Here is a 24,594-nt window from a genome sequence, read left to right on the forward strand (position 1 = left end):
TGCGCAAATCGGCAGATACCGCGTACACACCGGAAGTGTAGTTTTATTACCTCATTCAACATGACGTAGCAGCCTCGGCATCCTCCGAGGCGCACAACTATAACGCAAGGTGTTTTATGTTCTTTTATCCGCCAACTCAATATCTGACTAATCACCACGACAAACCCCGCTTTGCGGCGCTGTCGTTACGCTTCTGGCGTCGTGGTTAATCACCACCAGCAACACCTATCACACAACGGGCCGCCCACAATGGGCGGCCCGTTAGTTTTATCCTCACGCCGACATCGCCAGCCAGAATGATGCTCTGATGCCCGCACCTTGCATGCCCAGCGCCTGCATTACAGATCGTTAAACACATCCAACGCATCGGACAGTTTTTTCACCCCGAATACCTGCATACCAACCGGCGGCTGTTTTGGCATATTGGCAATTGGCACTATCGCCCGTTTAAAGCCATGTTTGGCCGCTTCAGTGATTCGCTCTTGGCCACTGGGCACCGGACGGATCTCGCCGGCCAATCCAACTTCGCCAAAAATCACCAAATCACGCGGTAACGGACGATCACGTAAGCTAGACACCATCGCCAACAGCAACGCCAAATCGGCGCTGGTCTCGGTGACTTTCACCCCGCCCACCACGTTGACAAACACATCCTGATCGGCCATTTGCAACCCGCCATGCCGGTGCAATACCGCCAACAATAAAGACAAACGGTTCTGATCCAGCCCCACGGCCACCCGACGTGGATTGCCCAGCATCGAGTGATCCACCAGCGCCTGAATTTCCACCAGCAGTGGGCGCGTCCCTTCCCACACCACCATCACGGAGCTGCCGGGCGCTTCTTCTTCACCGCGACTCAAGAAAATCGCCGACGGATTACTCACCTCACGCATCCCTTGCTCGGTCATGGCGAACACGCCCAATTCATTGACTGCGCCAAAACGGTTTTTGTGGCTGCGCAGCATACGAAAACGAGAATCGGTATCGCCATCCAGTAACACGGAGCAGTCAATGCAGTGCTCCAGCACTTTCGGGCCAGCCAACGAGCCATCTTTGGTCACGTGACCGACCATGATGATGGCCACTTGCTTGGTTTTGGCAAAGCGCGTCAGGAACGCCGCCGTTTCCCGCACCTGCGCCACACTGCCGGGCGCCGATTGCACATCGGCCATGTGCATCACCTGAATTGAGTCGATCACCATGATCTGCGGCTGCTCTTGCTCGGCAATCAGGCAGATTTGCTCGACACTGGTTTCCGACAGCATTTTCAATTTATCGGTCGGCAATCCTAAACGGTGCGCCCGCATCGCCACCTGCTGCAGTGACTCTTCCCCTGTGACATATAGGGTGTTCATCTGCAGCGCCAAACGGCACATGGTCTGCAACAGCAGAGTACTTTTCCCCGCACCAGGGCTGCCACCAATCAAAATGGCACTGCCGGGCACCACGCCGCCGCCCAGAACCCGATCAAACTCCTTAAAACCGGAGGAAAAGCGAGGCAGTTCCTGTAGACTAATCTCGGCGAGGGTTTGCACCTTGCTGCTGCCGGCATGACCAGCATAGCCGCTCAAGCGTTCGTTACGACTGCCGGCCGCGCTGGCCAAACGCACTTCCGTAATGGTATTCCAAGCCTGACAGGCACTGCACTGCCCCTGCCAGCGCGGATAATCCGCGCCGCACTCATTGCACACAAAGGCACGTTTTGCTGCTTTCGCCACGGTAAGATGTTCCTTTAGTGAACTGGCAGTCGACAAAGGCCGCAAAGCCGCGCCATATCTGGCCACCGCCTCTGTCGTTACCGGATGGTTTTGTTAAACTGTATGCCGACAATCGGACTTTTTAAGCTTACGTAACAGTGATTGAGGATTATGCGTACTTCTAAACCGGATGAGCTCAATGCCATCCTACAGCAACTGATCCCTATGGGTTTGCATCCTAATTTGGATGATCTCATCCACAATATGTTGCCGGACAGTACGCCAAATGAACGCCTGCAACTGAAAATGCAGCTGCGCGAATTACACACCCCCTGTCTGCAACCGATCGACTTACGTAATCGTGTTGATGGCCGCTGCTATGAGCACCATATTCTGGGCCTCACGCACTGGCTGGATGATATCGCCCTCAACCTGTTTAAGCAGCAACTGGAATTGTATCAGCAACGCTATACCCGCGGGGTATACGATGCCGTGATGCAGGCCCACAATAATTTTAAAGTCCTGCACCAGAAAAAACAGCAGCGCAACAGCGAGCCTGAGCCGGAAACCACCGAGGTAGCCAATCCGGCCAGCAAAGCACTGGAAACCAAAAAGCTGCCGGTTAAAGTCGCGCGCTTTGGCTATCAGTTTATGCGCAACGAAATTCGCCTGCTGTATCACAGCCAAGTGCTGATCACCTTGTTGGAAACCCAATATCTGGTGCACGGCATTACGCTGGATATCTCGCTAGCCGGCTTGTGTCTGCGCGTTCCGCATGCAGTAGCGTTCAAGCTAGGACAAGAGCTGAACGTTCAGTTCGGCTCGCTGGGCGACAAACTGGGTTTGCCAGAGCTGCGTAATGGCGTCAATTACCTGATCGTCGGCATTGAGCGCCAGCCACAGCGCCAATTACTGCGCCTGCACATCAGTCAACCTGAGCCTATCATGCAGCGTCTGATGGGCGCACTGGCACGCAGTGGCAGCAAGCAGGTACGGCTGAATGTTGATGATCTGCTCGAGCAGTTGCGCATTCGTGGTTTTGAGCAATCTTATCTTAACGCCACCACCACCTTGCCGCTGCTGATCAGCCAGCAAGGAACCTTGTATGCCCTGCACTCGCAAAATAACCGCGAGTTGTATCAATACTGGCACGATGAAGAGTATCAACCGGTGTTGGGGCGCTTTTTTACGCCTGAGCGCCTAAGCAAAATTTGTCCGCCGGGGGTTTCAACTGTTAAATCGCTGCTGTACAGCTTTATCCATCGCCAAGGCGGACGCGCCTTTTTCTATTGCGCCCTGAACTCAGAGCTGACCGATCGCGCGCAGCGTAAACTGTTCTGGCATACCGGCGCGCGCCGACCGAGTTTCCGCGTACAGCGCCTGATCATCCGCCAGCTGACGGCCGATGATTTTAGCCCGCACGCGGAGCAGCAAACCCTGATTGCCGAGCATCAGTTAGGCGATCTGCGCTATCTGGTGTTACTGCAAGATTTGAGCAGCGAAGAGATCCGCAGCGAATATCAGCGCACGCCAAAGCCGAGCCTGCCTTTAGAGCAGCTCAACGAATACTGCTTGCCACGCCACAGTGTTCCGACCTTCGAGGTCAACATGTCGCAAGAGCCGCGCCGTCAGGCACCGCGCTATCGTCATCAGACCGAGGTGGAAGTGACCACGCCCGCTCAGCAAAAGGTGATTGGCTATACGGTCGATTTTTCGGAAACCGGCCTGCGCATCGTGCTCGGACAACCGGTAGACGTGCGGCGTAATCAGCCACTGCTGCTGGCGTTTCCGAAATGGCAATCACTGGATAAGCAAATTCCACTGCGTAACTTGCCGTATCGGGTGCTGTACATCAATGCCGAGCAAAACCAGCTGGTACTGACCGCCAGCGGTCAGCCGGACGAACATACCGGCGTGCAGTTTATTCGCCGCTTGATCAACGCCAACCGCGGCGTGCTGCAAGAAGATACCGAGCGTCAGCCGCTACCGGGGATCATCGATATCTTCCGCCAGCTGACGGTGCCGCATCTGGCCAGCATTCCGATCTTCGTGGTGAAGGAAAATAACCTGTTCCGGCCAACGGCGCTGGGGATCACTCCAGCAACTTACCACCTAAACCACCGTCTAGGCCAAGACAGTACTGACGATCTGCTCGATCCGCTGCTCGGGGAATATTGGTCACAGCTAGTGTGTCGGCCGCTGAACGAGCCATCGCGTCACGCGCTACCTACCGATGTGAAAATTTACCTGTCGCTGCGCCAAGAGCGCTGGCAGCACAAGTTGCACGCCAAAAAGTTGGAAAGTGAGTTTGCCTCCAAGCAAGAGCAAGCGGAGTTTATCCGCCACGCCATGCGCCACGGCGAATTTATCGCGCTCAAGTTCCAGTTAACCCGCTACCAGCGCAATATTTTGCATCCGAACTTGATGCGTGATTTTCATCAGTTGATCCGCGCCAACCTCAGCCAAGCACGCACGTTGGAGCAAGAGCTGCTGGCATTGTCGGCGATGATTGAGTTGACCGATTGCACCGAAGAAGTGCTGCTGCGACAAGAGATGCACGGCAGTTTGTCGGATAGCCACTAATCCACCATGCAGCGCTTTGGCCACGCTGAGCGCGATTGCGATGACGTAACATAACGCCAAATAAAGCCCGGCCAATCAACAATAACGGCCTCCCTTGGGAGGCCGTCAGGCTAAACGCGCAGCTATCAGCAATCTCGGCACAAGCTGGCCGATAAGATACACAGCACACCCATCAAATCCGCATGACGGATCACCACCTTAGCCTGCGCTTGCACTTTCGGCTTGGCGTGAAACGCGATGCCTAAGCCGGCTGCTTGCAGCATTTTCAGATCGTTAGCGCCATCACCAATCCCAACCGTATTGCCGTGCGAAATAGCATATTGCAGCGCCAGTTCGCGTAACACCTGCGCTTTACGCTCAGCATCCACAATCGGGCCAACCACTTCACCGGTTAAGCGCCCCGCTTCAATACCTAAACAATTGGCCTCGGCATGCACCAATTGCAGACGCTGCTTGAGCTCATCGGCAAAGTAGGTAAAGCCGCCGGAGGCAATCGCAACTTGCCAGCCAAAAGCTTGTAGTTTACGCACCAGCTCGGTCAGGCCCGGCATCAACGGCAAACTGTCCAATACCTGCGCTAAAATAGCGCTATCGGCGCCGCGCAGGGTGCCGACACGCTGACGTAAGCTTTGGGCAAAGTCCAACTCACCGCGCATCGCACGCTCAGTCACTTCAGCCACTTGTTCACCGGTGCCCGCTAAGCGAGCGATTTCGTCGATACATTCAATCTGAATGGCGGTGGAGTCCATATCCATAACCAGCAATCCGGGGTGACGCAGTGACGGCTCCGCCCCCATGCGCGCGACATCCAGCTGCAATGCGTCCGCCGCCGCGGCAGCATCCGTCGGCAGCTCACCGGCCAGACGAATGACCTGATAATCACTGACACGCCACACCGACACCAGCACGATGGCTTCGTCTAACTGACGCTGAAAACGGTCTAAACAGGCTTTATCTAAATTTTTCCCATACAGCAGCCATCCGCTTGCTCCCGCGGTATAATCAAGCGGCACCACTTCGCCCCGGCACAATGACAGCGGCAACAACGGCCAGTCAGAAATCGTCGACGGGAGGTGGGCAAAACTGACATCCTGATAATTCATGTGTGGCTTCCTGCTCTTGGTCCGTGAACAGCACGCAGGCGTCGTCTGCGTGAAGCAAAGTTGTGCTGATTAGGCTGATAAGAAAATGGCGCATAACGGCTTCGCACAGTCTGCACTTCGCTGCATATCTCATGCATCAGCGGCAAAGCAAACGAGTGCGCGACGCAGCATTGCTGCATCAAACTATCCTATTGCAGGGCTCTCTGGCAACTCTTGCCGCACGCCGATGCGCGCAGATGCCGTTGAGAAACGACGCCGTGGATAAAGCGCGTCGAGGATACAATAGAGTCATGGATGTCAGAGCGCGGATGAAAAACGCCGCCAAGAAAAACGAAATCATAGGGCGCGCGTAACCTGTACGCGCACTCCCTTGCTGTTACTGATAAATTAACGCTGTCGCCTTACTTGTTCGTGCGCAATGTTTACACTGAGATCTTCTGATGCCGATAATCAATTTTATCAAATATCACCTGCGCACTATCCTGATTTGCAGTATCGGGGCCTGTTTGCTGCTGTTGATGCTGCAATGGGCCAGCGTGTTTGGTATGAGTGCGCAAGCCTCACGCTCCAATCAGGTCGATCAGCTGGCGCGCACCTTAACGCGGCAAATCGCTGGTAACCTCTCGCCCCTGATGAATAATGATGACGCTTCAGATCATGTCAGCGCCCTGCTGGACAAACTGACGCGCGAAGATCGGATCTTGGATGCCAGCGTCTACCGCATCGACGGCACTTTAATTGCGCAATCGGGTACCGCCACGACGGTGCGTGAACGTCTTGGGCTGGAAGGCAGTCAGCGCAATGCGCTGTTTAATCGGCAGATGGTGGAAGTGATCACCGAAAATAATGTGCCGCTGGGCTTTTTACGGGTGACGCTGGATACCCACGTGCAATCCACTGACGATCGTCTGATTGATAACACCACCACGCTGATCCGTTTGATGCTGTTGACCTCGGCGTTAATTGGCGCGGTGATGGCACATATGCTGCTGAAAAACCGCACCTTCCATTGGCCACTGCGTAGCAGTGCAGCAATCGAAACGGCTGCCGCCGCGCCAAAACGCCCCGCCCCCAGCGAGCCTTCAGTGGCCCAGCTCAAACAGCGCCGCCGTCGTCGTATGCCGGTGCGCAAGCCGCCCCAACGCCGTTAATACACGGCCAGCGTGCTCAACTGGCTGAAGTCATAACAAGCCATAAAAAAAGCGATGCCTTAGCATCGCTTTTTTGTGCTGAGGTTTATCCCTTGTGAGCTTCCCCAAAGAGATGACCACTTAAGGGATAGGATTACTCCTGATCGCCCAGCAGAACAGATTCCAGTGCGATTTCAATCATGTCGTTGAAAGTCAGCTGGCGCTCTTCAGCCGTAGTCTGCTCGTGAGTACGGATATGGTCAGACACGGTGCAGATAGTCAGTGCTTTAGCACCGAACTCTGCCGCGACGCCGTAGATACCGGCCGCTTCCATTTCCACGCCCAGCACGCCGTATTTTTCCATCACGTCGAACATGGTTGGATCTGGCGTGTAGAACAGATCCGCAGAGAAGATGTTACCCACGCGCACGTTAGTGCCTTTGGCTTTCGCTGCATCAACGGCGTTACGCACCATGTCAAAGTCAGCGATAGCAGCAAAGTCGTGATCCTTGAAACGGATACGGTTTACTTTGGAATCGGTGCACGCACCCATACCGATGATCACTTCGCGCAGCTTCACGTCAGTGCTCACAGCACCGCAAGAGCCCACACGGATGATCTTCTTCACACCGTATTCGGTGATCAGCTCTTTAGCATAGATGGAGCAGGATGGGATACCCATACCGTGGCCCATCACAGAAATCTTACGGCCTTTGTAAGTACCGGTGAAACCCAGCATGTTACGCACGTTGGTCACTTCAACTGCGTCTTCCAGGAAAGTTTCTGCAATGTATTTAGCACGCAGCGGATCGCCTGGCATCAGAACGACGTCAGCAAAAGCACCGTTTTCAGCATTAATGTGCGGAGTTGCCATTGTTATAGGTTCCTTATTAGTTATTGCTTTACTCAGACCAAACTTGACTCAGACTAAAACGTCAGACCGTATCAGAACAGAGGTTTACCAAAATCCATCGGGGTGGTACCAAAGTACCCTGCCAGCGTCTGCCCGATGTCGGCGAAGGTTTCGCGCAGGCCCAGTGAGCCCGGTTTTACTTTCGGACCGAACACCAGCACCGGAATGTGCTCACGGGTGTGATCGGTACCCTGCCATGTCGGGTCACAACCGTGATCCGCAGTCAGAATAAGAATATCATCTTCGCCGACCAGAGACAGCATTTCTGGCAGACGGCGGTCGAACAGCTCCAGCGCTGCGGCATAACCGGCAACGTCACGACGGTGACCGTACGAGGAGTCGAAATCCACAAAGTTGGTGAACACGATGGTGTTATCGCCAGCTTGCTTCATCTCTTCCAGCGTCGCGTCAAACAGCGCATCGATACCGGTCGCTTTCACCTTCTTGGTGATGCCGACATGGGCATAGATATCGGCAATCTTACCAACCGACACCACATGGCCATTTTTCTCATCCACCAGCTTTTTCAGCACGGTGTCTGATGGTGGCTCAACCGCCAAGTCTTTACGGTTACCGGTACGTTGGAATTCGCCAGGCTTGTTGCCGACAAACGGACGCGCAATCACGCGGCCAATGTTGTAACCATCGAGCTCTTCGCGCACGATTTTGCACAGGTCATACAGATTATCCAGACCGTAGGTCTCTTCATGGCAAGCAATCTGGAATACCGAGTCTGCCGAGGTGTAGAAAATCGGCTTGCCGGTACGCATGTGCTCTTCGCCCAGCTCATCCAGAATTTGGGTGCCGGAAGCATGGCAGTTACCCAAGTAACCTGGCAGCTTAGCGCGCGCCACGATGCGATCCAGCAGCTCTTGCGGGAAGCTGTTGTCGTGAGAGGAGAAGTAGCCCCAATCAAACAGTACTGGCACACCGGCGATTTCCCAGTGACCAGACGGGGTATCTTTACCGGAGGACAGCTCAGCCGCATGGCCGTAAGCGCCAATGATCTCGGCCTGAGGATCAAGACCTGCCGGGAAACGACCGGTGGATTCTTCGGCCGCTTTGCCAAGGCCCATACGGCTTAAGTTTGGCAGATGCAAAGGCCCTTGACGGCCGTTGTCTGCTTCACCGTTGGCGCACGCGTCAGCGATGTGACCCAGGGTATCCGCCCCAACATCACCAAATTTAACAGCATCTTCGGTAGCACCGATGCCGAATGAATCCAAAACCATGATAAAGGCGCGTTTCATGTGTGGCCTCCGTTAATTAAAGATCGTTCAGGCGAATACGGCGGTAGACATCAGGTGTCGGGGCCGGCGCTTCGCTGCTGATGGAAATAGCGTTCTGTATCGCGTTGGCAGCCTGCTGCCATTCGCTTTCGTTACGGGCATGGACGAGTGCCAGCGGACGCGAGGCATCCGCAATCTGACCCAGACGCAATACCTGATTAAAGCCCACGCTGTAATCGATGGTATCGCCGGCATTACGGCGACCGCCGCCCATCCCCACCACGGCCATACCCAGAGCGCGGGTATCCATGGCAGAAACAAAGCCGTTAGTTAAAGCATAAACCGGTTTAATCACCGTAGCCTGCGGTAAATACCTATCGTAATGTTCGATAAAATCGATAGGACCTCCCAGCTCCGCCACCATACGACCAAAGATTTCGGCCGCGCGGCCATTATCCAGCACCGCATTCAGCTTGGCGCGTGCTTCCGTATCATCGGCGGCCAGACCGGATACCTGCAGCATCTCGCTGCACAGCGCCATGGTCACTTCATACAGACGTGGGTTACGGTATACCCCAGTCAGGAATTCCACCGCTTCACGCACTTCCAGCGCATTACCGGCACTGGAAGCCAGCACCTGATTCATATCGGTCAGCAGCGCCGTGGTCTTACAGCCCGCACCATTGGCCACGCCTACAATCGAACGCGCCAACTCTTCTGACGCGGCGTAGGTTGGCATGAAGGCACCGGAGCCCACTTTCACATCCATCACCAGCGCGCCCAAACCGGCGGCCAATTTCTTCGACAAAATCGATGCGGTGATCAGTGAGATGGAATCTACCGTAGCGGTAATATCGCGGGTGGCGTAAAAACGCTTATCCGCAGGGGCTAAATCACCGGTCTGGCCGATGATCGCCACGCCCACCTCACGGGTGATACGACGAAAACGCGCATTGTCCGGATGAATGTCATAACCCGGAATGGACTCCAGCTTGTCCAGCGTACCGCCGGTATGGCCCAAGCCACGGCCAGAAATCATCGGCACATAACCGCCACAGGCGGCCACCATCGGGCCTAACATCAAGGAGGTGACATCACCCACCCCGCCGGTGGAGTGCTTATCCACCACCGGGCCCGGTAAATCCAGATCATCCCAGCGCAGTACCATGCCGGAATCACGCATCGCCATGGTCAGCGACACGCGCTCATCCATGGTCATATCCTTGAAATAGATAGCCATCGCCAGCGCAGCAATTTGGCCTTCGCCAATGCTGTTATCAGCCACGCCCTGAATGAAAAATCGAATCTCAGCATCGCTCAGGGCAATGCCGTCGCGTTTTTTACGAATAATCTCTTGCGGCAGGAACATGGTTCACTCCCTAAGACTGCGGTCAGGATACAGAACATCAAGAGTGCCGGCTGACCGGCACTCTGTCAGACTCGAGGTGCTCAAACACCTTCGGATTATCGTGGAGAACGGGTGCTAAACAGCGCGCCCTTAGTAGCTGCTGTTGCTAGTGGCATCATAGCCCAGAGTATTGAGCAGGCTTGCCAGCAGGCTAGAGGCACCGAAACGGAAGTGACGCTTATCCGCCCAGCCGCTGCCCAGAATGTTGTCAGCCAGCGCCAGATACTGCGCCGCTTCTTCCGCGGTACGCACACCACCGGCTGGTTTGAAACCCACACGCTCAGACACGCCCATGTCACGGATCACTTCCATCATGATGCGGGCATATTCCAAGGTGGCGTTCACAGCAACCTTACCGGTCGAGGTCTTGATAAAATCAGCACCGGCATCGATAGAGATTTCAGACGCACGACGGATCAGCGCCTCTTCTTTCAGCTCACCGGTTTCAATGATCACTTTCAGCAGCACATGCTCGCCGCACGCATCTTTACAGGCTTTCACCAGGTCAAAACCAACCTGCTCATTACCCGCCATCAGAGCACGGTATGGGAATACTACGTCAACTTCATCCGCACCATAGGCCACTGCCGCACGGGTTTCCGCCACTGCAATCGCAATGTCATCATTACCGTGTGGGAAGTTGGTCACTGTAGCAATGCTGATGTCTGGTGTTCCTTGCTCACGCAATGTTTTGCGCGCAATCGGAATAAAACGCGGGTAGATACAAACGGCCGCAGTTTCGCCAGCCGGGCTTTTGGCCTGATGACACAGCGCAATCACCTTTTCATCGGTGTCGTTGTCATTCAGTGTGGTCAGATCCATCAGACGCAAAGCGCGCTGTGCAGAAACTTTAATATCAGTCATGTGACTCTCCAACTCAACAAATCACTCAAAATTTGGGGCGCCGGCTGTCTGCCGGCTCCTGCGAGCGTTGGCGAGCGGACTTGTTCCCTGAAGACTTGAACATGATTTATTCGGCAATCATTGCCTGTTCAAGCGACATCCCTTTCACCGCACCCCTGCATACATCAGGGCTTAATTCCAGCGGTTAGCAAGCTAATTACCCGACAATTTCACAACACTGCCACTCTTGTTGCAATGCTAAGGAATTATAACATGAGACGATTCACAAAATATCGTACCGGAATCGTTTTCGTCAGCCGCCAAAATTCACGCTTCACCGGCTTAGTCAGTAATTTAACGCGCGCCTCTCGCCACCAACGCCCTCAAATTACTCGTCCACCCACACCCAAAATCACCACCATGCCGAGAGCCAAAAAGCAAAAATTCAGTCAGGGATCACCAGACAAAAGACAAAAAGATGAGAGATGAGAGATGAGAGATGAGAGATGAGAGATGAGAGATGAGAGATGAGAGATGAGAGATGAGAGATGAGAGATGAGAGATGAGAGATGAGAGAATCATCCTGCAACCCAAAACAACCGGCCACAAAAACGCGCTCTTATCCGTGCTCTTATCCAAAGAGAAATCCAGATAAAAAAATAACGCCACTCCTTACGGATGTGGCGTTATCACTTTTAGCATTCAATGTAACGGCATGACTGACCGGCTTCACCGGCCAATCAATAACGCTTACAGTGCCAAGAAGAAACCAGCGATAGTTGCACTCATCAGGTTAGACAGCGTACCCGCAACCACCGCCAACAGACCCAGACGGGCGATGTCGTGACGACGCGTTGGCGCCATGCTACCCAGACCACCCAGCAGGATAGCCACAGAAGACAGGTTAGCAAAACCACACAGAGCAAAGGAGATGATTGCTTTAGTGTGTGCAGACAGCACTTGCAGGCCAGCCGCGGCTACTTCTGCATCTGGCTTCAGGTACGGGGCAAAGTTCAGGTAAGCCACGAATTCGTTCACGATCACTTTCTGACCGATGAAAGAACCAGCGACATTCGCTTCGCTCCAAGGTACACCGATGATGAACGCCAGAGGAGAGAACACGTAACCTAAGATCAGCTCCAAAGACAGCTGCGGATAACCGAACCAGCTACCAACACCTGCGAAAATACCGTTGATCAGCGCGATCAGACCGATAAACGCCAGCAGCATCGCACCTACGTTCAGGGCCAGTTGCATACCAGAGGCGGCACCGGCAGCGGCAGCATCGATAACGTTAGCTGGCTTGTCTTCCGCGTTGGCAGTATCAATTTCGTTAGTATCGCGCTCCGCTTCGGTTTCAGGAACCAGCAGCTTAGCGAACAGCAGACCACCCGGTGCGGCCATGAAGGACGCTGCAATCAGGTACTCCAACGGCACGCCCATCGACGCGTAACCCGCCAGTACGGAGCCCGCTACGGATGCCAGACCACCACACATTACCGCAAACAGCTCAGATTTGGTCATGGTCGCGATGTATGGACGAACCACCAGCGGCGCTTCAGTTTGACCAACGAAGATGTTCGCTGTTGCAGACAGGGACTCAGTACGAGAAGTACCCAGAGCCTTTTGCAGCGCACCACCTAAAATCTTGATAACCCACTGCATGATGCCTAAGTAGTACAGCACCGCGATCAGGGAAGAGAAGAACACGATAACTGGCAGAACGCGCAGGGCGAACACGAAGCCACCGCCGCCAAATACTTCGAACATTTTGTCAGAAGTCAGGCCGCCGAACAGGAAGTTAATCCCTTGGTTACCGTAAGCAATCACGTTTGCTACTGCTTCGGACATACCCAGCAGCACCTTACGGCCCGCTGGTACGTAAAGTACAAAGGCACCGATACCAGCTTGGATAGCAAATGCGCCACCCACTGTACGTAACTTAATGGCTTTACGGTTGCTGGAAAGCAGTACTGCAATTCCAATCAACACGGCCATGCCAACGAGGCTCATAATCAATTGCATGGAAGAAGATCCCTATGGTCTGGACACAGCAAATAATCGTATCAAAATATATCAGGCGAATTTAAACGAGGCTCACCTTGAAAACGGCGCTCATTATACATAGGGGAAGGGTCTCTTTCTTTACTCACATCACAAAAGTTACCCACCTTCAGAAACAATTATCATAAACACTAGACACCGATCACACTTATGACACCCCGATACCAGAGCTGACGCGCGGTTAATCGCTTGCGTTCACTCACAAATTTAGCATTTTAACGCTGTTTTTATAGACAATTTCAGCGATGTAATCCGGCGATTCGCTACGCAGTTCACACAATGCCTGAAAGACTTGTTGTACCCGCTCAGGCCGATTCGGTTGACCTTGATAACCACTTAATGGCATATCCGGTGCATCCGTTTCTAACACCAAACACTCCAACGGTAACGCCGCCACCGTACGGCGGGTTTTCTGCGCCCGCGCATAGCTGATCACGCCCCCTACACCAATACAGAGCCCTAACGCCACAAAAGCCTGCGCTTGTTGCAGTGAGCCGGAAAAACCGTGTAACACACCGCCTCTTGCTGGCGGACAGCGGCGCAGTTCTCGTAACAGCAGATCGTGACTTTTACGCGAGTGCAACACCACCGGCAGCGCAAAACGATTGGCCAATGCCAATTGTGCGCGCAGCAATGTGATTTGCCGCGCCAGATCCGGCTCCGGCATCCATAAATCCAATCCTATCTCACCGATCGCCGCCACTTTTAGCGGTCGCCCGTCATCAGTGCACAGCGCTCCGGCGGCATGTTGGGTTAATAGCGTCTCTAAGTGGGCCTGCGCACTCTCCGTGTGCTGCGCCACAAAAAGCGGATGTAACCCCAACGCGGCATAAATCCCCTCCTGCGCCGATAACGCCAGCACGGCGGCAAAATTTTGCTCGCTCACCGCCGGCACCAACATGGCCACTACGCCTTGAGCTCGCGCCAGCGCCCACGCCACCTCACTTTGCCCTGCAAACGGCGGCGCATCAAAATGGCAATGCGTATCAATCAACGGGTGTTGATGAATCAATGTTTCTGTCTCTATCTGTGCCAAGCGAACTCCCCTTGCTGGCTCACGCCGCTTTTCTCATCCTGCCCACCAGCACCCCGCCAACACTTACCGTGCGCGACACACCCCAACAGCGTGCCGCAGAGCACAATGTGGGCGCAAAACACACTTTTTTGCTCAGCGACTCGCCAATTCCTTTATGCTGTCGGTCAGTTGTTTTACCCTGTGCCTATTTATATGACGAAAAGGATGACGCAACCATGTCATTACTGAATAAACTACGCTGCGCCATGACGATGGGGCAAGGTCTGGCTCTGCCTGAGCACTCTCCACAAGAAAATGATCAGCCATATCAGCTGTTTCAGAAGTGGTTTCACGATGCCCAAGACTCCGGGATTATCCTGCCCGAATCGATGACGTTGGCCACCGTCAGTGCCGATGGTCAGCCTTCCGCACGTATTGTACTACTCAAAGATGTGACCGAAGACGGATTCACCTTCTACACCAACTACGAGAGCCGTAAAGGGGAAGAGCTGGAGCAAAACCCGAAAGTGGCACTGGTATTCCACTGGAACATCTTGCAGCGTCAAGTACGCATTGAAGGCACTGTCGAGCGCGTCAGTCGTGAAACCTCAGATCGTTACTTCCAAAGCCGTCTGCGCGGAAGTCGAATTGGCGCTTGGGCATCGCATCAATCGCGTCCACTGAGTAGCCGTGAGGAGCTGGAGCAACGTGAAGCGGAGTTTGCTAAGCAATTCGCCGGTGGTGATGTACCGCTACCACCATACTGGGGTGGCTATCTGGTGCGTCCGCATGCCATCGAGTTTTGGCAGGGCAAAGCCAGCCGCCTGCACGACCGCATCCGCTTTGAGCGCGTGGGCGAAAACTGGCAGCCACAACGCCTGAATCCGTAATCGCTGGCGCGCTGTTGCTGTAGTAGGAATCGCGGGAATAGCGCAACGCGCGCGCCCACGACAGCGCGAAAAATAATGCCGGTGGCGGAATCTCCGCCCTATTATCGGCCTTACTCATCACCGATAGACTCACGCCATGCGGCAGCCAAAGTCGAATACTTCGGCTGCCGTCTTTCCTTCCAGCGCAAACGCGCTCGTCTTCTGTCTTCTGTCTTCTGTCTTCTGTCTTCTGTCTTCTGTCTTCTGTCTTCTGTCTTCTGTCTTCTGTCTTCTGTCTTCTGTCTTCTGTCTTCTGTCTTCTGTCTGGGCAAAATGCACCAGTACCACGCCCACCGAAAGCAAACATAAAAACGCACACAAACAACATATAAATTCAATTTAAGCAAAAAATTTAGCTGCCCGTGCTGAATTTAGCCTGCTATGCCAGTGTATATTAAAACAGCAGTTGACAAACTTGGTTACAATGGGAAATTATCGGAAAAGGTGTCCTGACCTGCACAAGGTGAATCTGAACACAGGTGGCGCACTGAGCGGACACAGCGCCTGCCTGTTTATTGAATGAACAAATAAGGAGTTATCATGCAAGAGTCAACCCGAGCACGAGTAGCAGCCATCATCGGTGCGGCAGCGCGTGATAAACGGGTGCTGTCTGTCTATGATTATCACGCAGGACGCTACAAGAACACCCAGGTCAAGATCAGCAGTGGCCGGATCCGCGGTTATGACGTTAACAGCGGCAGCCACTTCATGAGCAATCAAGGGCGCCCGGGCAAACTGGATTTTTATGATGCCCAGACTCGCTCAAAAATTCAGCTCGAACTGAGCGGTAATCGCTTTAAAGGTTACGATTTCCATACCGGAAAATATTTCCACGGTAGCGTGAACGGTCATGCCATTGGTCTGTACGACACCGAAACCGGTCGGGTATATAATTATTCAGCCTGACACCGCGTCAGTTCGACGGTCGACAGTCTGCTCTCGAGCATAAAATCGGCCATAACATCGACCATAAAAAAAGCGCCTTGCGGCGCTTTTTTGTTCTATCTGACAGCGAAGCATCAATGCTCGCGCGTTTTGCGGAATTTCACTTCCGGATAGCGTTCTTGCGTCAGGTTCAGGTTAACCATGGTTGGCGCGATGTAAGTCAGGTTATCGCCGCCATCCAGCGCCAAGTTCATTTCGTTCTTACGCTGGAACTCGTCGAACTTCTTGGCATCGTCACACTCAACCCAACGGGCCGTTGACACGTTCACCGACTCATACAGCGCATCCACGTTGTATTCCGACTTCAGACGTGCCACCACTACGTCAAACTGCAGCACACCGACCGCACCCACGATCAGATCGTTGTTGATCAGCGGACGGAACACCTGTACGGCACCTTCTTCAGACAGCTGAACCAGACCTTTGAGCAGCTGCTTTTGCTTGAGCGGATCACGCAGACGAATACGGCGGAACAGCTCTGGCGCAAAGTTCGGGATCCCGGTGAACTTCATGTCTTCACCTTGGGTGAAGGTATCACCAATCTGGATGGTTCCGTGGTTGTGCAGACCGATGATATCGCCAGCATAAGCCTCTTCAGCCTGCTCACGATCGCCGGCCATAAAGGTCAGCGCATCAGAAATGCCCACATCTTTACCCAGGCGCACATGGCGCAGTTTCATGCCCTTTTCATACTTACCGGACACGATCCGCATGAAGGCCACACGGTCACGGTGCTTCGGATCCATGTTCGCTTGGATCTTAAACACGAAGCCGCTGAACTTCTCTTCTTCCGCCGACACGGTACGGGTATCGGTCTGACGTGGCATTGGCGCGGGCGCCCACTGCACCAGACCATCGAGCATGTGGTCAACACCGAAGTTACCGAGCGCGGTACCGAAAAATACAGGGGTCAGCTCACCGTCTAAAAACGCTTGCTCATCAAACTCGTTAGATGCGCCTTGTACCAGCTCCAGCTCATCACGCAGCTGCGCCGCCAAGTCTTCACCCACCGCTTTATCCAGCTCAGGGTTATCCAGACCTTTAACGATGCGCACTTCCTGAATGGTGTGACCCATACCGGTTTGATACAGGTAGGTTTCATCTTTGTACAGATGGTACACACCTTTGAACAGCTTGCCGCAGCCAATTGGCCACGTGATTGGCGCACAAGCGATTTTCAGCTCGCTTTCCACTTCATCCAGCAATTCCATCGGATCGCGGATGTCACGGTCAAGTTTGTTCATGAAGGTCAGGATCGGCGTATCACGCAGACGGGTAACTTCCATCAGCTTACGGGTACGATCCTCAACACCTTTGGCGGCATCGATCACCATCAGACAGCAGTCAACCGCGGTCAAGGTACGGTAGGTATCTTCCGAGAAGTCTTCGTGACCCGGGGTATCCAGCAGGTTTACCAACGCATCGCGGTACGGGAACTGCATTACAGAGGTGGTAATCGAGATCCCACGCTGCTTTTCCATCTCCATCCAGTCGGATTTCGCATGTTGGCTTGAACCACGACCTTTTACCGTACCGGCGGTCTGAATGGCCTGTCCGAACAGCAACACTTTTTCCGTGATGGTGGTTTTACCGGCATCCGGGTGAGAGATAATTGCAAACGTGCGGCGAGTAGCCACTTCCTCTAGATATGACATAAAGCTTGGCAAATCCTGTAATTAATAAAGGAGATACAAGACCGGGTTACTATCTTGCCCTCTTCTGCAATACACGCAGTCGTACCGCGGTCGCAAACCGACGCGCCATACCACCTAAAATCAGTACTAATGATAACAACAGAGAGAACCGACAGTCTTGAGTCTGTCAGGCCCGGAACGGCAGCAGCCGGAGGGGCCGGATTATAGCTGAAAAATAGAGCAGCGTCAGCCCAGCGGCAATGCCATGATCACCGCATCTTCACGCCCATCCGCCGTCGGATAGTAATTTTTGCGCCGACTCACTTCATTAAAGCCTTCCGCCTCATACAAGGCGCGCGCAGGAGTGTTCGATTCGCGCACTTCCAGCCATAACGTCACAATTCCGCGTTCTTCTAAACGCTCAACCAGTGCTTGCAGCAAAGCGCGCCCGAAGCCTTGGCCCTGACACAGCGGGTCGACCGCCAGATTGAACAAGGTCGCTTCATCCAGTACGGTCTGGCAAATCGCAAATCCGGCCGGCACCTCTTCACGCAGCAGCTGCAAATTCAGGTAACGCTCGCCAAAATTATCGCGAAAGGTTTGCTTGCTCCACGGAAATGCATGCGCCGCACACTCAATGGGGTATACACGCTCCCACTCTGCAGCGTCTAATTCACAGATATTATAGTTGTTCATAGGTTACGATTTGCTGCCATAGTTGCCGTTTTGCCTGTGCATCCGGTCCGAATCGCGCCAACACCGGTGAGTGCAACGCCCGACAACCGTCAGGAATTTCTGCCTCACAGCCCATCAGCCAAAACCAGCACGGCTGGGCGATACGTAAAAATGCGACCTGCTCCGGTCGGATGCAGCACACCTGCTCCGCCGTTACCTGCAAGGTACTTAGCACGTCCTGACACAGGCGTACACTCAGTGCAGGCGGCTGCTCCGCCACAATCACCAGACGGATATGTGGGCCGACCGCTACCGACACATCCCCTTGCAATAAGGAAGGATGCCGCAACTGCCACTGGGTGATCCCCATCAGCTCTAATATCCAGTCTCGTCTTGTCACCATACGCCTTACGATCATGCCATCTTGAAAGAATAATAGGGTAACAGACCTTCCGTAGCAGTCACAGCTCCGGCAAGATCCTTTATACTGGCGTTTTGTCCCTGATATTCGAGAAAACACCATGCTGTGCGCTGCCAGTGAAGTTCTGCAACGTCATGAAGATGAATTTGCCTCCCGCCATGTGCTGTTTGCCGGCGATCTGCAGGATGACTATTGCCTGCATATGCCTGCGGCATCCCGCCGTGTGCATACCGCTCACTATGCTCGCTTCCTGAGCCTGCACCCACGTCTGGGCGATGCCATCAGCTATGGCATTATGGCAGATGCCAAATGGGTGGAGGGTACCGATACCCTCATCTATTACTGGCCAAAAACCAAACAAGAAGCGCTGATGCAACTCAGCCAGCTGTGCAGTGTCCTGCCTGCCGGTTGCGATATCTTTATTGTGGGGGAAAATCGGGTTGGCGTACGCTCAGCGGAAAGCCTGCTCAGCGCCTATGGCAATGCCCACAAAATTGACTCGGCCCGCCGCTGTGGCCTGTACCACCTGCACCTGACCGCGCAAGCGCCATTCTCGTTAGATCAATGGTGGCACAGTTATGCGCTGGATTCGCTGACCATTCACGCCCTGACAGGCGTCTTTAGCAGTGGTGAGCTGGATACCGGTACGCGTCTGCTGCTCTCCACCTTAAGCGAATCGCGCCAAGGCCGTGCACTGGATGTGGGCTGCGGGGCGGGCGTGATCGGCGCACATCTGGCGCAGCAATCGCCAAGCCTGCAGGTCACCCTGAGCGATATCAATGCCATGGCGGTAGAATCCGCGCGCGTGACGCTGGCCAATAACCAGCTCACCGGCACAGTTCTGGCCAGCGATGTGTTCTCCGATATCAGCGAACGCTTTGATCTGATTGTCTCCAACCCACCGTTCCATGATGGTGCCGATACCTGCTATCGCGCGACAGAGCTCTTGATCCGCGAAGCGCCACAGCACCTGCTGCCAGGCGGAGAGCTGCGAATTGTTGCCAACGCATTTTTGCCTTATCCGGACCTGCTCGATAGCGTATTTGGTGCCCACGAAGTGCTGGCCGTCACCGGTCGTTTCAAAGTTTACCGCGCCGTTTTAACGCGAAACGCGGGCAAATGATGATTTTTACAGCAAACAATCGCCAAATGACGATTTTTTTAAATTAATGATTGACGGCGCGGGGGAAATCGCTAAAAATGCGCCCCCGTAGCCAGTGAGATTATCGCTCACTGATTACCTCAGAACGAAGACTGCGAAGGTGGCGGAATTGGTAGACGCGCTAGCTTCAGGTGTTAGTGTCTTAACGGACGTGAGGGTTCAAGTCCCTCTCTTCGCACCAAGCGTTCTGAATAGTTGATGATAAAGTTGCACGCGAAGGTGGCGGAATTGGTAGACGCGCTAGCTTCAGGTGTTAGTGTCTTAACGGACGTGAGGGTTCAAGTCCCTCTCTTCGCACCACTTTGTCTTTAACACGATCTGATGATACCTGCGAAGGTGGCGGAATTGGTAGACGCGCTAGCTTCAGGTGTTAGTGTCTTAACGGACGTGAGGGTTCAAGTCCCTCTCTTCGCACCAAGCATCAGATTAATCAGCCGGATTGGCGGCGTAAATATCCAATCAAACACTCCAGTGCGAAGGTGGCGGAATTGGTAGACGCGCTAGCTTCAGGTGTTAGTGTCTTAACGGACGTGAGGGTTCAAGTCCCTCTCTTCGCACCAACAATTAACGGCGAAAGCCGTTTTTTTGTATCTAAAATTCGCCCCACACAGCCTTAGCGCACGATTTCCCTGTCTTTTTCGTCAGCCAGCGCCCCTTAACCGACCTTCCCTGTAAGCACTTACTCACACTCTTAGTAACTTGCCACGCCATGTACACTGGCTATCTCTTGTTACTCATTTGGCTCCACGATTTCATTATCCCTTCAATACCCGCTTTGCAGCGCCGGTTGATGCAGTGAGCCGCCATAGACACCCACTTGCATAGCGCGTACTCAACGCCTTCCTCTCCCGTTAAAAACGTTAATTTGTATCGGCGCGTCAATTACACGAATAATTGCACCACTTCGCAAAATTACACCACTAAATCACAATAATCTGTCTCTTTTCCTGCACTCTCCTTACCATTCACGTTAAAACCCGTCGGCATTTTTTCCAAAATCATCCGGAAAATTAACGAGAAATGGCATTACACGAGCGTGCATACAAAAAACTACAACCCAAGCTGATGCTGGCTTTTTTATTGTTCAGCATTATTCCGTTTAGTTTTGCTGCTTGGTTCCTGCTCAAAGTCCATGCCACCGATTTAACCGAACAGACCAACAACTATTTGGTTGCGGTACGTGACATCAAAAAAAACCAGCTCAATGACTACTTCCACTCCCTAGAAGAACAAGTACTGGGCTTTGTGAATACCGAACTGGCCACCGCCGCTGGCGGACGCTTTTATGGTTTGGTCAATGCTTTCCAAATGCTGGGCGATAATGACGATGAAGCGCGCAAAAATGCCCAGAATCGTTATATTCCGGGCAGTGGTGATAAACCCAATAACCTGATTAAAAACGAAACCCCGCAAGGTTACGGGGCCTATGTCGGTAGTGAGCGCTACCGTCTGTTACATAGCCGCTTTCACCCCTCGTTTGTTGAAAAGCTGCGTTTTTCCGATTTCTCCGACATCCTGATTGCCAATACTCAAGGCGATGTGGTCTATTCAGTGACTAAAAATCGTAATTTCGGCACCAACTTACTGCATGGCCAATGGAAACAAACCGGACTGGCGAACGCCTTTCGGCAAACCTTAAAAACGGTACAGCAAGATGACAGTGGCAGTGCCACCAGCAATAAAACTCCGCTGATTTTTATCGATTTCTCCACCGATCCCGTGACCAAAGAGCACACCGCTTATTTGGCCGCGCCGGTCAGTCAAAATGGCTATTTGCACTCTATTTTTATCTTCCAGCTGACCAAGCGCAAACTGAACAGTATTTTGAGTGATGCGACTTTACTCGGCCACACCAGCTCTATTTTGTTGGTCGGTCCCGATCACATTGCGCGCGGTATTACGCCGATTTACAGCAAACAGACCGGCAGCTTACAGCAGCTCAGCGCCCCTTTTATTACCCAAGCGTTAGAAGGTCACACCGGTAACGGGATCAGTCGCTCGATTGACGGTTCAGCCGTGATTGCCGCCTACACCCCACTGGATGTGTTCGGCCAGCATTGGGCGCTACTCACCGAAATGACCACCGAAGAGGCCTTTGCTCGGATCGCCGCGCTGAAAAAGCTGTTCTTGGCGATGATGGCGCTGACCTTGGCCGCCGTCATTTTGGCCTCGCACTGGCTTTCGAACTCCATCACCGCCCCGCTGCTCAAGCTGATGGAAGCGGCACGTGAAGTGGCCGACGGCAATTTAGATCATCCGATCGCCGGCCAAAACCGCACCGATGAGCTCGGCAGTCTGGCCAAAAGCTTTGCCTTTATGCAGGCCTCGATTCGCGATCAGCTGGATTTAATCAAAGCACAAAACGATGAATTAGAGCAGAAAGTGGCGTTAATCGAGCAGCAAAACAAAGAGTTGCAGGTAGCCGATAAGCTCAAAGATGAGTTTTTGGCCAATACCTCGCATGAGCTGCGCACCCCGCTGCACGGCATGTTAGGAATTGCCGAATCCATGTTGGCCGGCGCCGCCGGACCTCTCACGCCGCAGCAAGAGCATCAGCTGCATATGGTTGCCAAGAGCGGACATCGGCTGGCCAAGCTGGTTAACGAACTGCTCGACTACCACAAGATGCGCTACGGCGATCTGGAGCTGTACTTACAGCCGGTTGATGTCACCGCCGCGGCCAGCGTAGTGATTGAGTTATCGCAACATTTGGTCGCCGACAAACCGCTGAAAATCGTCAATCGCCTCGGTCACGATCTGCCCACCGTGATGGCCGATGAGCAGCGTCTGGAGCAAATTCTGTATAACCTGCTCGGCAATGCCATCAAGTTCACCACCGAAGGTAAAATCGTCCTGTCCGCCAGCCATGATGAGCAGTATCTGACCCTGTCGGTGCGCGACACCGGGCCTGGGATCGAGCCAGATATGCTGGCCACCATTTTTGAGCCACTGGTCCAAGCCGGTCAGCAACACAGCGCGGGGCTCGGGCTGGGTCTGAGCATCAGTCGCCAATTAGTCGAACTGATGCACGGTAGCTTATCGGTACACTCTGAACCATTGGTCGGCTCCACATTCAGTTTCCGCCTACCGCTTGCCACGGCAGATGCCACAACCCAGAGCGCGCGAAGCGACAGCGCACCGCTCACCACAACCTCACTCTTACCGCCGCTGACTTCTCATGGCGTCAATGCGGTACAACCAACCGTGCCGAGTCTGCCGCAATCGACCGATAACGCCCATCCAGCAGCGCGGATCCTGATTGTGGATGATGAGCCGATCAATATTCAGATCCTGTACAACTATCTGAGTCTGTCCGGCTTTAGCCTCGATAGTGTCACCCACGGCGAGGCGGCCATTGCCTACTGTTTACAACACGAACCCGATATTGTGTTGTTGGATGTCATGATGCCGGAAATCACCGGCTACGATGTCTGTAAGGCGCTGCGCGAACACTTTGACCGCCTGCAGCTGCCGGTGATTATGCTGACCGCCTTAAGCCAACCAGAAGAGATCGTGCGCGGCTTCAGCGCCGGCGCCAATGACTACCTGACCAAACCGTTTTGCCAAGAGGAGCTGCTGGCGCGCATTCAAGCCCAGCTCGATACCCGCCGTTTGGCCGGTATTGAGCAAGAAAACCAACAGCTGCAAGATACCTTGAATGCCGAGCAGCAGCTGACCCAGCACCTAAAAGAGATCCAACAACGTCTCTTAACCTTGCTCGAGCACAGTGCAGAGCCAATTCTTCTGACCGATACCCGCGGCAAAATCACCTTAGCTAACAAGGCGGCGGAAACCCTGCTCAGCGTTCCGGAAGCCGAGCTGGCTCTGCATACCCTCAAAGATTGGCTTGCTGAGCCACTCGAGCAGCTGTTACCGGCCAGTCGTGAGTTCTATCAAGGCGAAGTGACGCTCACCATTAATGGCGAAAGTAAGCCGTACAACCTGCAACTGTCACGCTTGCCGGCCAGCAGCGAGTTAGGTTATCTGGTGCTGTTCAATACCCGCGTTGAATTACCGACACATCGGGTACAAGCACTGGAAAATGCCCTCGAATCGGTGGTTTCCTTTGCTAGTGAAGGCAATCAAGCCACCTTGAGCCAATTACGCGAGTTGGGGAGCGAATTTGCCGAACTGGCCGAGCGTCTGCAATGCAGTGAAGAGCGCGATGCAAAGCTGCGGGAAAACATGGTAAAAGCCATGAAGCTGGCACTGGCTTATTGGGAAGAGAGTACCGGCAAGGGCAAATTTGATTTAGCCGAGCAAAGTGGCCTGTGGCGCGTCTACATTGACCGCGGCACCTTGCAGACTCGAACGATGGATAAATACCTGCAAATTGAAACCCTACCGAAAACGCCGCGCTGGCGCACGGTCATGAGTACGCTGGATTTTGTGCTGCAACAAGCGCGCAAACGTAGCGACAACCGCACCGTACTGGAAAATCTACGCCAACAGCTGCAATTGCTGCTTAAATAACGCTTTCGTAGCTCCAAGCTCCACTACATATAACGCTACACTGGCGCACCTGCGCCAGTGTAGCCATAAAAAGCGCCGAACAATCATCGCGCCACGCCGTCTTGTTATCCGTATTACGCTATACCCATCGAATGAGTCACGGTCATCGACTCGGCTTATCTGGCCATAGCGCCAACAACTGGCTTGCGAGGGGCTCATGCTCCCACGTAACCGACTCGTTCCCCCGCAGCCTGATAACAAGCCATCTAGCACCCACCGCCGCCAGCCTTGCTCTCTTTTTCTCTTCATTACCTCGGCGCGATAGCTACATCGAAGACTTCATCGATGACTTCATTGATTACTACATCCACGCTCCCAGCATCTTCGCGCT

Annotated in this window: 17 protein-coding genes and 4 tRNA genes; 10 read left to right on the forward strand and 11 right to left on the reverse strand. The window is 53.7% G+C overall.

Going from position 1 to position 24,594, the window contains the following annotated elements; all coding sequences use genetic code 11:
- Window positions 1-338 precede the first annotated feature (338 nt).
- Window positions 339-1,718: a DNA repair protein RadA gene (gene radA / locus LQ901_RS11105; protein WP_010862471.1), complete on the reverse strand. Its 1,380-nt coding sequence runs from the start codon at window positions 1,716-1,718 to the stop codon at window positions 339-341.
- A gap of 150 nt (window positions 1,719-1,868) precedes the next feature.
- On the opposite strand from radA, the gene LQ901_RS11110 reads away from it, so the two are divergent.
- On the forward strand, window positions 1,869-4,280 hold the full coding sequence (locus LQ901_RS11110; protein ID WP_010862472.1) for a PilZ domain-containing protein: 2,412 nt from the start codon (window positions 1,869-1,871) through the stop codon (window positions 4,278-4,280).
- A 125-nt stretch (window positions 4,281-4,405) separates the two neighbouring features.
- Here LQ901_RS11110 and serB read toward each other — a convergent pair whose 3' ends face one another.
- Window positions 4,406-5,383: a phosphoserine phosphatase gene (serB, locus tag LQ901_RS11115; protein WP_047708038.1), complete on the reverse strand. Its 978-nt coding sequence runs from the start codon at window positions 5,381-5,383 to the stop codon at window positions 4,406-4,408.
- A gap of 440 nt (window positions 5,384-5,823) precedes the next feature.
- Between serB and LQ901_RS11120 the strand changes: the two genes are divergently transcribed.
- Window positions 5,824-6,534 (forward strand): YtjB family periplasmic protein, encoded by a 711-nt coding sequence (locus LQ901_RS11120; protein ID WP_052181342.1) that lies wholly within the window; start codon window positions 5,824-5,826, stop codon window positions 6,532-6,534.
- Between the two features lie 133 nt (window positions 6,535-6,667).
- On the opposite strand, the gene deoD is transcribed toward LQ901_RS11120, so the two are convergent.
- The 6 genes from deoD to LQ901_RS11150 form a co-directional block, all read right to left on the reverse strand.
- The gene (deoD, locus tag LQ901_RS11125) at window positions 6,668-7,387 is read right to left on the reverse strand and encodes a purine-nucleoside phosphorylase (protein WP_010862476.1); all 720 of its coding nucleotides are present in this window, start codon (window positions 7,385-7,387) and stop codon (window positions 6,668-6,670) included.
- A 71-nt stretch (window positions 7,388-7,458) separates the two neighbouring features.
- On the reverse strand, window positions 7,459-8,676 hold the full coding sequence (gene deoB / locus LQ901_RS11130; protein ID WP_116547095.1) for a phosphopentomutase: 1,218 nt from the start codon (window positions 8,674-8,676) through the stop codon (window positions 7,459-7,461).
- A gap of 16 nt (window positions 8,677-8,692) precedes the next feature.
- A complete protein-coding gene (gene deoA / locus LQ901_RS11135) occupies window positions 8,693-10,024 on the reverse strand; it encodes a thymidine phosphorylase (protein ID WP_039045720.1) in 1,332 nt (443 codons plus the stop codon).
- Window positions 10,025-10,153: 129 nt separating this feature from the next.
- Window positions 10,154-10,927 (reverse strand): deoxyribose-phosphate aldolase, encoded by a 774-nt coding sequence (deoC, locus tag LQ901_RS11140; protein WP_010862479.1) that lies wholly within the window; start codon window positions 10,925-10,927, stop codon window positions 10,154-10,156.
- 729 nt (window positions 10,928-11,656) lie between these two features.
- Window positions 11,657-12,919 carry a NupC/NupG family nucleoside CNT transporter gene (locus tag LQ901_RS11145; protein ID WP_170919644.1) on the reverse strand — a complete coding sequence of 421 codons (1,263 nt, stop codon included), beginning with the start codon at window positions 12,917-12,919 and terminating at the stop codon, window positions 11,657-11,659.
- Window positions 12,920-13,169: 250 nt separating this feature from the next.
- On the reverse strand, window positions 13,170-13,982 hold the full coding sequence (locus LQ901_RS11150) for a TatD family hydrolase (RefSeq protein WP_230406988.1): 813 nt from the start codon (window positions 13,980-13,982) through the stop codon (window positions 13,170-13,172).
- A 239-nt stretch (window positions 13,983-14,221) separates the two neighbouring features.
- Between LQ901_RS11150 and pdxH the strand changes: the two genes are divergently transcribed.
- Window positions 14,222-14,875, forward strand: coding sequence for a pyridoxamine 5'-phosphate oxidase (gene pdxH / locus LQ901_RS11155; protein WP_010862482.1), 654 nt, complete (start codon window positions 14,222-14,224; stop codon window positions 14,873-14,875).
- Window positions 14,876-15,454: 579 nt separating this feature from the next.
- Window positions 15,455-15,820: a hypothetical protein gene (locus LQ901_RS11160; protein ID WP_010862483.1), complete on the forward strand. Its 366-nt coding sequence runs from the start codon at window positions 15,455-15,457 to the stop codon at window positions 15,818-15,820.
- 113 nt (window positions 15,821-15,933) lie between these two features.
- Here LQ901_RS11160 and prfC read toward each other — a convergent pair whose 3' ends face one another.
- From prfC to LQ901_RS11175, 3 genes are all read right to left on the reverse strand, one after another.
- Entirely contained in the window at window positions 15,934-17,514 is a 1,581-nt protein-coding gene (prfC, locus tag LQ901_RS11165) for a peptide chain release factor 3 (protein WP_010862484.1), read from the reverse strand.
- A gap of 225 nt (window positions 17,515-17,739) precedes the next feature.
- The gene (rimI, locus tag LQ901_RS11170; protein ID WP_064977212.1) at window positions 17,740-18,189 is read right to left on the reverse strand and encodes a ribosomal protein S18-alanine N-acetyltransferase; all 450 of its coding nucleotides are present in this window, start codon (window positions 18,187-18,189) and stop codon (window positions 17,740-17,742) included.
- Window positions 18,176-18,571 (reverse strand): DNA polymerase III subunit psi, encoded by a 396-nt coding sequence (locus LQ901_RS11175; protein WP_064977211.1) that lies wholly within the window; start codon window positions 18,569-18,571, stop codon window positions 18,176-18,178. Before LQ901_RS11175 ends, rimI begins: the two co-directional genes overlap by 14 nt.
- A gap of 118 nt (window positions 18,572-18,689) precedes the next feature.
- Here LQ901_RS11175 and rsmC point away from each other — a divergent pair, with 118 nt between their 5' ends.
- From rsmC to LQ901_RS11205, 6 genes are all read left to right on the forward strand, one after another.
- Window positions 18,690-19,712, forward strand: a complete 1,023-nt coding sequence (gene rsmC, locus LQ901_RS11180) for a 16S rRNA (guanine(1207)-N(2))-methyltransferase RsmC (RefSeq protein WP_064977210.1) — start codon at window positions 18,690-18,692, stop codon at window positions 19,710-19,712.
- A 133-nt stretch (window positions 19,713-19,845) separates the two neighbouring features.
- Window positions 19,846-19,932: transfer RNA gene (locus LQ901_RS11185), tRNA-Leu, on the forward strand.
- A gap of 32 nt (window positions 19,933-19,964) precedes the next feature.
- Window positions 19,965-20,051, forward strand: a tRNA-Leu gene (locus tag LQ901_RS11190).
- Between the two features lie 30 nt (window positions 20,052-20,081).
- Window positions 20,082-20,168 (forward strand) — tRNA-Leu (locus tag LQ901_RS11195).
- Window positions 20,169-20,224: 56 nt separating this feature from the next.
- A tRNA-Leu gene (locus LQ901_RS11200) sits at window positions 20,225-20,311 on the forward strand.
- A 460-nt stretch (window positions 20,312-20,771) separates the two neighbouring features.
- Window positions 20,772-24,224, forward strand: coding sequence for a response regulator (locus tag LQ901_RS11205; RefSeq protein ID WP_064977209.1), 3,453 nt, complete (start codon window positions 20,772-20,774; stop codon window positions 24,222-24,224).
- The last annotated feature ends 370 nt before the right edge of the window (window positions 24,225-24,594 follow it).

It is taken from the genome of Plesiomonas sp. PI-19, assembly GCF_021368255.1.
Lineage (GTDB): Bacteria > Pseudomonadota > Gammaproteobacteria > Enterobacterales > CAMTGL01 > Plesiomonas > Plesiomonas shigelloides.

Bases quoted from the DNA above. Each gene is read 5' to 3' on its own strand.
- LQ901_RS11110 (WP_010862472.1), top strand. From the start codon at position 1,869: ATGCGTACTTCTAAACCGGATGAGCTCAATGCCATCCTACAGCAACTG.
- serB (WP_047708038.1), bottom strand. From the start codon at position 5,383: ATGAATTATCAGGATGTCAGTTTTGCCCACCTCCCGTCGACGATTTCT.
- LQ901_RS11120 (WP_052181342.1), top strand. From the start codon at position 5,824: ATGCCGATAATCAATTTTATCAAATATCACCTGCGCACTATCCTGATT.
- deoD (WP_010862476.1), bottom strand. From the start codon at position 7,387: ATGGCAACTCCGCACATTAATGCTGAAAACGGTGCTTTTGCTGACGTC.
- deoB (WP_116547095.1), bottom strand. From the start codon at position 8,676: ATGAAACGCGCCTTTATCATGGTTTTGGATTCATTCGGCATCGGTGCT.
- deoA (WP_039045720.1), bottom strand. From the start codon at position 10,024: ATGTTCCTGCCGCAAGAGATTATTCGTAAAAAACGCGACGGCATTGCC.
- deoC (WP_010862479.1), bottom strand. From the start codon at position 10,927: ATGACTGATATTAAAGTTTCTGCACAGCGCGCTTTGCGTCTGATGGAT.
- LQ901_RS11145 (WP_170919644.1), bottom strand. From the start codon at position 12,919: ATGAGCCTCGTTGGCATGGCCGTGTTGATTGGAATTGCAGTACTGCTT.
- pdxH (WP_010862482.1), top strand. From the start codon at position 14,222: ATGTCATTACTGAATAAACTACGCTGCGCCATGACGATGGGGCAAGGT.
- LQ901_RS11160 (WP_010862483.1), top strand. From the start codon at position 15,455: ATGCAAGAGTCAACCCGAGCACGAGTAGCAGCCATCATCGGTGCGGCA.
- prfC (WP_010862484.1), bottom strand. From the start codon at position 17,514: ATGTCATATCTAGAGGAAGTGGCTACTCGCCGCACGTTTGCAATTATC.
- rimI (WP_064977212.1), bottom strand. From the start codon at position 18,189: ATGAACAACTATAATATCTGTGAATTAGACGCTGCAGAGTGGGAGCGT.
- LQ901_RS11175 (WP_064977211.1), bottom strand. From the start codon at position 18,571: ATGGTGACAAGACGAGACTGGATATTAGAGCTGATGGGGATCACCCAG.
- rsmC (WP_064977210.1), top strand. From the start codon at position 18,690: ATGCTGTGCGCTGCCAGTGAAGTTCTGCAACGTCATGAAGATGAATTT.
- LQ901_RS11205 (WP_064977209.1), top strand. From the start codon at position 20,772: ATGGCATTACACGAGCGTGCATACAAAAAACTACAACCCAAGCTGATG.